This is a genomic window from Vibrio sinaloensis, from assembly GCF_023195835.1.
GTDB lineage: Bacteria > Pseudomonadota > Gammaproteobacteria > Enterobacterales > Vibrionaceae > Vibrio > Vibrio sinaloensis_C.
In genome coordinates this window covers 1,297,239-1,309,121 of sequence record NZ_CP096199.1, presented here as the reverse complement: position 1 = coordinate 1,309,121, position 11,883 = coordinate 1,297,239, and the positions used below count along the sequence as shown (strand labels likewise).

At 45.9% G+C, this 11,883-nt stretch carries 8 protein-coding genes; 4 read left to right on the top strand and 4 right to left on the bottom strand.

Annotated features, from left to right (window positions below):
- Positions 1–74: 74 nt before the first annotated feature.
- Together MTO69_RS06035 and gyrA are read right to left on the bottom strand one after the other, a co-directional pair.
- Positions 75–1,493 (bottom strand): basic amino acid/polyamine antiporter, encoded by a 1,419-nt coding sequence (locus tag MTO69_RS06035; protein ID WP_248332963.1) that lies wholly within the window; start codon positions 1,491–1,493, stop codon positions 75–77.
- Between the two features lie 613 nt (positions 1,494–2,106).
- Positions 2,107–4,728 (bottom strand): DNA gyrase subunit A, encoded by a 2,622-nt coding sequence (gene gyrA, locus MTO69_RS06030; protein ID WP_248332948.1) that lies wholly within the window; start codon positions 4,726–4,728, stop codon positions 2,107–2,109.
- A 284-nt stretch (positions 4,729–5,012) separates the two neighbouring features.
- Between gyrA and ubiG the strand changes: the two genes are divergently transcribed.
- From ubiG to yfaE, 4 genes are all read left to right on the top strand, one after another.
- Positions 5,013–5,720: a bifunctional 2-polyprenyl-6-hydroxyphenol methylase/3-demethylubiquinol 3-O-methyltransferase UbiG gene (gene ubiG / locus MTO69_RS06025; protein ID WP_248332931.1), complete on the top strand. Its 708-nt coding sequence runs from the start codon at positions 5,013–5,015 to the stop codon at positions 5,718–5,720.
- 469 nt (positions 5,721–6,189) lie between these two features.
- The gene (gene nrdA, locus MTO69_RS06020) at positions 6,190–8,472 is read left to right on the top strand and encodes a class 1a ribonucleoside-diphosphate reductase subunit alpha (RefSeq protein WP_248332891.1); all 2,283 of its coding nucleotides are present in this window, start codon (positions 6,190–6,192) and stop codon (positions 8,470–8,472) included.
- An 82-nt stretch (positions 8,473–8,554) separates the two neighbouring features.
- Positions 8,555–9,688, top strand: coding sequence for a class Ia ribonucleoside-diphosphate reductase subunit beta (nrdB, locus tag MTO69_RS06015; RefSeq protein WP_248332864.1), 1,134 nt, complete (start codon positions 8,555–8,557; stop codon positions 9,686–9,688).
- A complete protein-coding gene (yfaE, locus tag MTO69_RS06010; protein ID WP_248332848.1) occupies positions 9,688–9,966 on the top strand; it encodes a class I ribonucleotide reductase maintenance protein YfaE in 279 nt (92 codons plus the stop codon). Before nrdB ends, yfaE begins: the two co-directional genes overlap by 1 nt.
- A gap of 41 nt (positions 9,967–10,007) precedes the next feature.
- On the opposite strand, the gene MTO69_RS06005 is transcribed toward yfaE, so the two are convergent.
- Together MTO69_RS06005 and MTO69_RS06000 are read right to left on the bottom strand one after the other, a co-directional pair.
- Positions 10,008–10,259: a hypothetical protein gene (locus tag MTO69_RS06005; protein ID WP_248332819.1), complete on the bottom strand. Its 252-nt coding sequence runs from the start codon at positions 10,257–10,259 to the stop codon at positions 10,008–10,010.
- Positions 10,260–10,501: 242 nt separating this feature from the next.
- The gene (locus tag MTO69_RS06000) at positions 10,502–11,743 is read right to left on the bottom strand and encodes a CinA family nicotinamide mononucleotide deamidase-related protein (protein WP_248332747.1); all 1,242 of its coding nucleotides are present in this window, start codon (positions 11,741–11,743) and stop codon (positions 10,502–10,504) included.
- Positions 11,744–11,883: the final 140 nt, after the last annotated feature.

Here is an 11,883-nt window from a genome sequence, read left to right as displayed (position 1 = left end):
CAGCTTATTACCCTATTTGAGCAAAGTTTTGCCCAAGCGACTTAAAAGCTCGTCAGCAAGCTTAGAGTCAACCACTAAAAAGCTAAGCTCAAACTGCCATTCCAGATCATAGTGACCGCCAACATTGCAGTAATGCCCAGTGCACTCGCGCCTAGTCGTTCACGGCCTCTAAACGGATGGATACCTTGCTCGCGTTTTGCTTGAACGTAAAAGTAGAGACCAGGTAGATACAACAGTGCAGACAACAGCAAGTAATTCAAACCTGATGCGTACAGTAGCCAAATCCCATAAATACTCGCTCCTAAGCCGACCAACAACAGGCTTCCACGGTTTTTCTCGGTGATGGCAATCTTCAGCACAAACGCACCAACTAAGAAATAAGGGACCAAAATCATTTCTGAGGCAATGATGAGCAAGGTGTCATAAGTACTGCCGGCGAACATTACGAAAATCAAAGATATTTGGATCCATACGTTAGTTAAGGTCAGCGGTTTCACCGGGCTGCCCGCTTGGTTTAACTCGGCATACTTTTGGGGAAACATTTTCTCTTTAGCACACAAGTATGGCGCTTCCGACGCTAGTACCGTCCAGCTGAGAAAGGCACCACACACGGAGATAAGTAAGCCAATACTGATGATGTACTGACCCCAAGGCCCGAGAATTTCTGTTAATACTTTCGCCATGGACGGATTTTGATAGGTTGCCAGTTCAGCTGGTTTGACTACCCCCATCGATAGTAAGGTAACAAACACGTAGATCGCTAAAGCAGTGAGCAAACCAAGAATGGTGGCTCGGCCAATGTCTTTGCGGTTTCGCGCACGACTAGACACCACGACCGCGCCTTCAATACCGATAAACACCCACACTGTCACCAGCATAGTGCTCTTCACTTGCGACAATAAATCAGCCTGCTCACCTAGATGCAAGCCGGTAAAATCAACAGTAAATGTTTGCCAATTGAACGCCAGCAAAGCGCAGAGAATAAAGATGATTAAGGGGACGAGCTTGGCATAGGTTGTCACCATATTGATTAACGCCGCCGTTTGCACACCGCGAAGCACCAACGCATGGACTAACCACAGTAAGCAAGACGCACCGATGATCGAGACTAGGGTGTTCCCTTGGCCAAATATGACTTGGTCAGGAGTATCAAACAACATACCTAAGGTGCTAAATACAATCACCAAATATGAAACGTTGGCTAACATTGCACTTAGCCAGTAACCCCATGCAGAGCAAAACCCAACAAAGTCGCCAAACCCCTCTTTGGCGTAACCAAAGACACCGCTATCGACATGCGGACGATGAAACGCGAGCTTTTGAAAAGAGAGCGCCAGAAAGATCATGCCCACGCCAGTGATGGTCCAGCCAATCATCACGGCTGCTGGGCTGGCCACCGAGGCCATATTCTGTGGCAAGCTAAACACGCCTGCGCCAATCATTGAGCCAATAACAATGGCGGTTAACGAGCTTAATCCAAGTTTGTTATCCATTTTAAGTTCCGGAAGCGGGATTTCGACGCGATGATTCTACGCGGGTTTGCTGGCAATAGGCAGACCAGATGTGAGCCATATCGCGCACTTTAGTGACGAATCAACACTTTCATTGCTACCGATCAATCGACGGCCCAAATTAAAAGTCAATTACATCAATTAGGACAACCTATGCAGATGTTAATTTTACCTTTAGCGCATAAATCCAAGATTAAAAACCAACATAACTCTACACAGTAGATTTATCACCAATAAAATGTCTTAGTAATCGTTGCGAACAATTATCCCCATCACTAAAGAAATATGCATATTTATCGCAAAACGCGAATGGTGGGCTACAATAAAGTTACACGTTTAAAGGCTACTCCTCTGGCCTTTGCGATATCCATTACTTCCTGTTATCTGGTCGCAATCGCGACCTTTTTTTTGTGCTCTCTAAACGGTTACATTCGTTTAGAGAGCAAGCATAGAAACTAGAGATCTAGTCAGACAGGGATTATACCTTTGCACTGTAATTCGCGCGAAAAGATCTAGGGTTGTAGTTATATACTTACGGGCATAAAAAATGCCAGGCTAAAGCCTGGCATTTTGATTTCAAAACGGTGGTCAAACATTACTCTTGCGAGTCGCCTGTCTCTTGGTCAGATTCAGGTGAAGCCTCTGTAGCCGCTTGCGCGCCCTCTTCTTCTCCTTCGACCATTTCCGCTTCTTCAATCTCGTCGATACGTTGCAAACCAACAACGTTCTCGTCTTCTGCAGTACGAATCAAGGTGACACCTTGAGTGTTACGACCAACTTGGCTGACCTCTGCAACACGAGTACGAACCAGCGTACCTGCGTCAGTGATCATCATCATCTCGTCGCCTTCTTCGACTTGAACCGCACCTACAACAGGTCCGTTACGCTCGGAAACTTTAATCGATACCACACCCTGAGTTGCACGACCTTTGATTGGGTACTCTGCAAGCTCGGTACGCTTACCGTAACCGTTTTGCGTGACGGTTAGAATGTCACCCTCATTTGAAGGCACAATCAGCGACACAACTTGATCGTCGTCTGCTAGCTTCATACCGCGAACACCTGCCGCTGTACGGCCCATCGCACGAACTTTGTCTTCACTAAAGCGAACCACTTTACCCGCTTGAGAGAACAACATAATGTCACTGTCACCATTGGTGATATCCACACCAATCAGTGAATCATCGTCACGCAGGTTAACCGCGATAAGACCATTTGAGCGTACGTTAGCGAACTGAGTCAGTGGCGTTTTCTTAACTGTACCGTCACCCGTTGCCATGAAGATAAACTTATCTTCAGAGAACTCATCAACACGAAGGATCGCTGTGATGCGCTCACCTTCTTCCAATGGAAGAAGGTTCACAATTGGCTTACCGCGTGCGGTGCGACTTGCGAGAGGCAATTGATAAACTTTCAGACGGTAAGTCTTACCGCGAGTAGAGAAACACAAGATATTGTCGTGAGTATTGGCAACCAGAAGACGCTCTATGTAATCTTCGTCTTTCATTTTGGTCGCACTCTTACCTTTACCACCACGGCGCTGTGCTTCGTAATCGCTTAGGATTTGGTACTTAACGTAACCCGCATTTGAAAGGGTGACGACAACATCTTCACGAGCGATCAGCTCTTCCATGTCGATGTCATGGCTTGCAGCGGTGATTTCTGTGCGTCGAGCATCACCGAAGCTTTCGCGGACAAGCTCTAACTCTTCAGTGATCACTTCCATCAAGCGCTCAGTGCTTGCTAGGATGTGCATTAGTTCAGCGATTTGATCAAGTAGCGCTTTGTACTCATCCAGGATTTTTTCATGTTCTAGGCCAGTCAACTTATGTAGACGTAGATCTAGAATCGCTTGTGCTTGTTGCTCAGTCAGGTAGTACTGACCATCGCGAATACCGTATTGCTCTTCGAGCCACTCTGGGCGAGCTGCGTCGGTACCAGCACGCTCAAGCATCGCGGCAACATTACCAAGATCCCAACCACGAGCAATAAGACCCGCTTTCGCTTCTGCCGGTGTTGGCGCTCGGCGAATCAGTTCGATGATCTCATCAATGTTCGCTAGAGCAAGCGCTAGGCCCTCTAGGATATGAGCACGTTCGCGTGCTTTGCGTAGTTCAAAAATAGTACGACGTGTGACCACTTCTCGGCGGTGATCAACGAAGCACTTAAGCATATCTTTAAGATTAAATAGCTGCGGCTGACCATTGTTCAGTGCAACCATGTTGATGCCGAACGTCGTCTGCAACTGCGTGTTGGCGTAAAGGTTGTTCAACACCACTTCGCCGACTGCATCGCGCTTACATTCGATAACAATGCGCATACCGTCTTTGTCAGACTCGTCACGCAGTGCGCTGATGCCTTCTACTTTCTTATCTTTAACCAGCTCGGCGATTTTCTCGATCAAGCGAGCTTTGTTGACTTGGTAAGGGATCTCAGTGACGACGATAGTCTCACGACCATTTTTGTCGGTTTCGATATCCGCTTTAGAGCGCATGTAAATCTTACCGCGGCCCGTCTTGTAAGCATCGACGATGCCTTTGCGGCCACTAATTAGCGCTGCTGTCGGAAAGTCAGGACCAGGAATGTAGTCCATGAGCTCATCAATAGTGATCTCTTCATTATTGATGTATGCCAAGCAACCATCGATCACTTCCGTCAAATTGTGCGGTGGAATGTTGGTTGCCATACCTACTGCGATACCAGAAGCACCGTTGACCAATAGGTTAGGAATTTTGGTTGGAAGAACGGCTGGGATCTGCTCTGTACCATCATAGTTAGGTACATAATCAACCGTTTCTTTGTCTAAGTCAGCCAAAAGTTCGTGGGCGATCTTCGCCATGCGAACTTCGGTGTAACGCATTGCCGCCGCTGAGTCACCATCGATCGAACCGAAGTTACCTTGACCGTCGACCAGCATGTAACGAAGTGAAAACGGCTGAGCCATACGTACGATAGTATCGTACACTGCGCTATCACCATGTGGGTGATATTTACCGATTACGTCGCCAACAACACGGGCAGATTTTTTATATGGTTTGTTCCAATCATTACCGAGTACATTCATCGCAAATAATACGCGGCGATGCACTGGCTTTAGGCCATCACGCACATCTGGAAGAGCTCGACCTACGATAACTGACATCGCATAGTCTAGGTACGAACCTCGCAGCTCATCTTCAATGTTTACGGGCGTGATCTCTTTCGCTAGATCGCTCATAGAGCCATTATCCCTCTATTTATAGATCGTATGTACAATACGCTTAAGGTGCAAAAATATAACATAGATTTCAGTCGTTCGGCATCACTTTCCCTCTCCTTTTACAAGGTTGTGAGGTTGGTTGTGAATCAAACGCCGACAATTTGCACACTTGGATGCTAGGCTGCTGATAAATGGTTATATTTTATCCAATTTTGGATAAAAGTGACTCTGTCTATGGAGTGTTCAACGTTAGCGAGTATAATGCCCAACTCAAGCAAGCAGGTTTATTAGTAAGAGTTGTTATGACCCAATCACAAAACGTCGACCCGAAAGAAATCAAAAAGTTTGAAGATATGGCTTCTCGCTGGTGGGATTTGGAAGGCGAGTTCAAGCCTTTGCACCAAATCAATCCGCTGCGTTTAAACTATGTGTTGGACAACTGTGATGGTCTGTTTGGCAAGGAAGTCCTCGACGTGGGTTGTGGCGGCGGCATCCTCGCTGAGAGCATGGCAAAACAAGGTGCAGTAGTAACGGGTTTAGATATGGGTAAAGAGCCGCTTGAAGTCGCTCGCCTGCATGCATTAGAAACCGGAACAGAGCTGACTTATATCCAAAGCACCATTGAAGACCACGCACAGCACAATGCGGGCAAATACGACGTGGTGACATGTATGGAAATGCTCGAGCATGTTCCTGACCCACTCTCGGTGATTCGCTCTTGCGCTGCATTAGTCAAACCTGGCGGACATGTGTTTTTCTCGACCCTCAATCGTAATTTCAAGTCTTATCTGTTTGCCATTGTTGGTGCCGAGAAACTGCTAAAAATCGTGCCAGAGGGCACCCATGATCACGACAAGTTCATCAGACCCGCAGAACTTATAAAGATGATCGATCAAACCGATCTCACTGAAACCGGAATTACGGGTCTACACTACAACCCGCTTACTGACACCTATAAATTGGGCCAAAATGTCGACGTCAATTACATTGTCCATACAGTGAAATTTTAGAGTCTATTCTCTCAAAAACCATAAGGGTTTTGCAGAAGGCGGTAGCACAAGCTCACCGCCTTTTTTAGTGCAAATTTGCTCGAATTTTGTCGGTTTGATTCCAAAATAGTCAACACAAAAATCGCACCCAATTTTGTGTAAAGATCAAGGTATTTTTTTTTGTTTGTGGTTAGTTCTAAACCGATCCCAAAACGGTAATTTTACGCAATCTTACCAGCTCTAATCTCATCGGTTAGTATCCACTTACTGATTTTTTCAATTTTGTTAGTTATCCACAAGTCTTCCAAGATCTGTAACTTGAAAACCACCCTCGATAGCACTATCTTGTAATCCGCACCTCAGTGCACCCCTATATATTGTGTTTGTACTACAATATATAGATAGACTTTGATCACAAAGCCGGAACGAATTTTACAAGAATTACACAAAAAAACGGCTTTAATCAGTTTTGTTAGGGAAATGAAGCAGAATGAACCAACAACTTACCGTTACTAAGCGTAACGGACGCAAAGAAAGTATTGATCTCGACAAGATCCATCGCGTGATTACATGGGCTGCCGAAGGCCTAGAAAACGTCTCTGTCTCTCAAGTAGAACTGCGCGCTCACATTCAGTTTTACGACGGCATCACGACGACCGATATTCACGAGACCATCATCAAGTCAGCAGCCGACTTAATCTCAGAAGAGACGCCAGATTACCAATATCTTGCGGCTCGTCTCGCCGTGTTCCATCTACGTAAAAAAGCGTATGGCCAATACGAGCCACCAGCGTTGTACGAGCATGTTTCACGCTTAGTAGATAAAGGCAAGTACGACAAACACATTCTGGAAGACTACAGCAAAGCTGAGCTCGATGAATTGGACGCGTACATTGATCACCGTCGTGACCTCAACTTCTCTTATGCAGCCGTGAAACAGCTTGAAGGTAAGTACTTTGTTCAAAACCGCGTTAGCGGCGAAATTTATGAAAGTGCTCAGTTCCTATACATTCTTGTTGCAGCCTGTTTGTTCGCAAAATATCCGAAAGAAACGCGCCTTGATTACATCAAGCGTTTCTACGATGCGACGTCTACATTTAAGATTTCTCTACCAACGCCTATTATGTCGGGCGTACGTACACCTACCCGTCAGTTCAGCTCGTGTGTTCTGATTGAGTGTGGCGATAGCTTAGATTCCATCAACGCAACGGCGAGCTCTATTGTTCGTTATGTTTCGCAACGAGCAGGTATTGGTATCAACGCGGGGCGTATTCGTGCACTAGGCTCTGAGATCCGTGGCGGTGAAGCTTTCCATACTGGCTGTATTCCGTTCTACAAATACTTCCAAACGGCAGTAAAATGTTGTTCTCAAGGCGGTGTGCGTGGTGGTGCTGCGACTGTATTTTACCCTCTATGGCACGGAGAATCTCAGGCACTGATGGTGCTTAAGAACAACCGTGGTGTAGAAGAGAACCGTGTGCGTCACATGGACTACGGCGTGCAATTAAACCGCTTGATGTACCAACGCTTGGTTGAAGGTGGCAATATCACCCTATTCTCACCTTCAGACGTCCCTGGCTTGTACGACGCATTCTTTGAAGATCAAGATGAGTTTGAACGCCTATACGTTAAGTACGAAAATGATCCTTCGATCAAGAAAGAGACGGTGAAAGCCATCGAGATGTTCTCTATCTTGATGCAAGAACGTGCTTCTACGGGTCGAATCTACATTCAAAACGTCGACCACTGTAATACTCACAGTCCATTCGATTCAAAAGTGGCACCGGTTCGTCAATCAAACCTGTGTTTGGAAATCGCACTACCAACTAAGCCTCTGACTAATGTTGAAGACGACTCAGGCGAAATCGCGCTCTGTACGCTATCAGCGTTCAACTTAGGTGCGATCAAGTCCCTAGATGACTTCGAAGAACTGTCTGATCTGGTTGTTCGTGCACTAGACGCGCTACTCGATTACCAAGATTACCCGCTTCCAGCTGCATACAAGTCGACGATGAACCGTCGTACCCTAGGTGTTGGTGTCATCAACTTCGCCTACTACCTAGCGAAGAATGGCGTGAAGTACTCAGATGGCAGCGCTAATGGTCTGACTCACCGTACGTTCGAAGCGATGCAATACTACCTATTGAAAGCGTCTGTTGCCTTGGCAAAAGAGCAAGGTAAGTGTCCGTCATTCGATGAAACCAACTATGCGAAAGGCCTACTGCCTATCGATACTTACAAAAAAGATATCGACCTCGTTTGTGATGAGCCTCTGCACTACGATTGGGACGGTCTGCGTGACGAAATCATGACTCATGGTTTGCGTAACTCTACCCTGACCGCGCTTATGCCATCAGAGACGTCTTCGCAAATCTCGAACGCAACCAACGGTATCGAGCCACCACGTGGTTATGTGTCAGTTAAGGCATCAAAAGACGGTATCTTGAAGCAAGTTGTGCCTGAGTTTACTGAGTACAAAGATAACTACGAGCTATTGTGGAACATTGGTTCGAATGACGGTTACTTGCACCTTGTGGGTATCATGCAGAAGTTCGTCGACCAAGCCATTTCGGCTAACACCAACTACGACCCATCGCGTTTTGAAAGTGGTAAAGTGCCGATGAAGAAACTGCTCCAAGACCTTCTAACGGCGTACAAGTTTGGTGTGAAGACTCTTTACTACCACAACACTCGTGACGGCGCGAGCGATGATCAAAAAGACGCAGTACAACCTCAAGACGATGATTGTGCAGGCGGCGGTTGTAAGATTTAATCCCACTGTATTTGGGCTTATCTAGACTAAACAAATTACTCGCCCCTCATTAATTGAGGGGCTTAAAAGGAATTGAGGCAACATGGCTTACAGTACTTTTAACCGAAACAAAAACGACCAGTTGAAAGAACCAATGTTCTTAGGTCAATCAGTGAACGTTGCTCGTTACGACCAACAAAAGTTTGAAATTTTTGAAAAGCTGATCGAAAAGCAGCTTTCTTTCTTCTGGCGACCAGAAGAAGTCGACGTATCTAGTGACCGTATCGACTACAACAAATTGCCAGATCATGAGAAGCACATCTTCATCTCAAACTTGAAGTACCAAACTCTGCTTGACTCTATCCAAGGCCGCAGTCCAAACGTTGCACTACTGCCGTTAGTGTCACTACCAGAAGTGGAGACTTGGATTGAAACTTGGTCTTTCTCCGAAACCATTCACTCGCGCTCATACACCCATATTATTCGTAACATCGTCAATGATCCGGGTGTGGTATTTGACGACATCGTAGAGAATGAGCACATTCTCAAACGTGCTGATGACATTTCTCGTTACTATGATGAGTTGATTCAGCTCACCAACGATTACCACCGCTATGGCGAGGGAACTCATCAAGTCAATGGCGAGCAGATCACCGTTTCACTTCATGATCTGAAGAAAAAACTGTACCTGTGTTTAATGTCAGTCAACGCGCTTGAAGCGATTCGTTTCTATGTAAGTTTCGCTTGTTCATTCGCCTTTGCTGAGCGTGAGTTGATGGAAGGTAACGCCAAAATCATCAAGCTGATTGCTCGCGATGAAGCGCTGCATCTAACAGGCACCCAACACATGATCAACTTGCTACGCAATGGTCAAGATGATTTCTCGTTTATGCAGATCGCAGAAGAGTGTAAACAAGAGTGTTTTGAGCTGTTTAAAGCCGCCGCTGAGCAAGAGAAAGAGTGGGCAGAATACCTGTTTAAAGATGGCTCAATGATTGGTCTGAACAAGGATATTCTCAGCCAGTATGTTGAGTACATCACTAACATCCGTATGCAAGCCGTTGGTCTAGACGCGGCATATCCTGGTGCGACGTCTAACCCAATCCCATGGATTAACGCCTGGTTGTCGTCTGATAACGTGCAAGTCGCTCCTCAGGAAGCTGAGATTTCATCTTACCTAGTAGGTCAGATCGATAGTGACGTACGTGCGGATGACTTTAAGGATTTTGAACTGTAATGCCCAGCATCAAAATTAACGGCATCACAACGATCCAATCTCACCCTTCCAATACCATTCTAGAAACGCTAGAAAAGGCGGGGTTGGAGCCAGAGTACAACTGTCGCGATGGGCACTGTGGAGCCTGTCGTTGCAAGTTAACTTCAGGTGAAGTTGAATACGTTGGTTTTGCTATGGCTTACACTCAAGAGCAAGAGATTTTGCCGTGCATCTGCCGGGCTAAATCAGACATTGAAGTCGAAGATGTCACCTATACGCTCAAAGAAAAACGTGCATAGAAATGCAAACACCAAAAAGGCCAGCAACACGCTGGCCTTTTTTACGCTTGGACATTGGGTCCGGATAGAAACTCATCGGCGGTTAACATTGAGACAGATTTATCTGCGATCTCTCTTCCACCATCATCGAACAGTGATAAGCGATAGCCCAAACAATCCGTTGTCAGCCGCTCTTCAGGCGCGTTCAGCCACATCGATATGAGATCTTGGTGTTGATGATTAAGTGCTTCACCTAAAATAACTTTTTGGCTAGCTACTTGATACCAAACCAAAATTTTGGACTGATTTAACATGCTAACCTCCTTGTTCAGTGACAGACGAATCATTATTCTATCGCTTATTACTCGGAATGCACGTAGCAAATTTAAGACAAATCTGTCTTCTATGAAAAATCATTCAGTTAAGCTTTATATGAAATTCGAATAAAAATTAAATAAGCTTAAAGATATGTAATAAGATGTGGTTTCATTTACTTATTACAGAACGGCAAACTGTGTTGGTTTGACAAAGCTCACCGCCTCTTCTAGTTGAATAGTTATGCACTTATTGCAGCTCTTGGGACAAACATCTCTTTCTCTCTGGTCAGCGAGCTGTATTTAACAAACATCGTTTTACCGCTCAAGTACCGACGCAGCATGTCAGCCGCAACGGTAGTGATAACCAATGCTTGATCTTCTCGACTGTACTGGCGATTAAACGTGAGTATTTGCCCCCACTCTCCTTCAGGTGTCGCCAGTGACACCGCAAAACTATTGTCGATGATCTTACCTGTGACCATCGCAACATCGGTAGCGCATTTATCTCGAGTGGCCCCAGCTAATGCAAAGGCCGAAGCAAGTTGGTCGTCTGACTGTTCGCCCAATGCGACCCGCTCTCCTAATACCCACCCATGACCACAATACTCCGCTGCACGTGAATGTGATTGAAGCCACTGTGAAAATCCACCGAATGTTGACTGTTCAGCGGTAGAGATCGACATCTTCTTATCTTGAATTAGGTAGGCGACGTGATCTTTCATCGACTCATCGACACTCACCACATGTTCTTCAATCAAGTTAAAGATGATCTTCAACAGCTTAACGCGGTTATCCAAATCCTCTTTAGGTCCAAATAGCTTCACTTCGATGTAAGGCAGGTAGGAACGATAACCCAAGGTGTAACCAGCGGGGAGTTGAACCTTGTCGAGCTTATCAGACAACGCCGACTCCGATGTTCCAAAGGTATACAGTTTGCTGCAATCTAAACCGCTCACCTGTGGAAAACACGTTTTCAGATCGGGGAGAACTTGCTGTTCAACCATTAGTTTGAACTCACTTGGCACCCCAGGAGTAAAGTAAAAGTGACAATCATTGAACACGATCTTAAAGCCACAAGCGGTACCGATAGGATTGTCGAGTAATTTGGCGCCTTTAGGCAGCATCGCCTGTTTACGATTGCTCTCTGGCATCGCAACACCTCGAGCGGCAAAGAATTGTTCAAGTCGCTCTAGCCACTGTGGAAACAAGGTTAACTCTTGCTCCGCTGCACTTGCGGCTGCTTGCGCACTCAAGTCATCGGTCGTCGGCCCTAGCCCGCCGTTCACGACCACGATATCGCTGTTAAAGCTCAACATGAGTAGCTCCTCAGTCAACGCTGCCATTTCATCGCCAACCGTCGAGCGCTTAGTCACGCTGTAGCCATTTTCAAAAAAACGTTGTGATAACCAAGCCGCGTTGGTATCCACAATATCGCCATGCAGTACTTCTTCCCCAGTGCTGAGCATTGCTATTTTTAACATCGTTGTATCCTTTGTGGGAAAATGTCACCGTTATATGAGTTTATTGGGTGGTGGATGCAAAACTTAAGTGCATTTGGTCATTAGGACAGCTTTAAACCACTTTTCCTACTAATGTGTTTGGATAAGTGTGAAGCTGATCA

Coding starts and splice junctions, on each gene's coding strand:
- MTO69_RS06035 (WP_248332963.1), bottom strand. CDS start 1,493: ATGGATAACAAACTTGGATTAAGCTCGTTAACCGCCATTGTTATTGGC.
- gyrA (WP_248332948.1), bottom strand. CDS start 4,728: ATGAGCGATCTAGCGAAAGAGATCACGCCCGTAAACATTGAAGATGAG.
- ubiG (WP_248332931.1), top strand. CDS start 5,013: ATGACCCAATCACAAAACGTCGACCCGAAAGAAATCAAAAAGTTTGAA.
- nrdA (WP_248332891.1), top strand. CDS start 6,190: ATGAACCAACAACTTACCGTTACTAAGCGTAACGGACGCAAAGAAAGT.
- nrdB (WP_248332864.1), top strand. CDS start 8,555: ATGGCTTACAGTACTTTTAACCGAAACAAAAACGACCAGTTGAAAGAA.
- yfaE (WP_248332848.1), top strand. CDS start 9,688: ATGCCCAGCATCAAAATTAACGGCATCACAACGATCCAATCTCACCCT.
- MTO69_RS06005 (WP_248332819.1), bottom strand. CDS start 10,259: ATGTTAAATCAGTCCAAAATTTTGGTTTGGTATCAAGTAGCTAGCCAA.
- MTO69_RS06000 (WP_248332747.1), bottom strand. CDS start 11,743: ATGTTAAAAATAGCAATGCTCAGCACTGGGGAAGAAGTACTGCATGGC.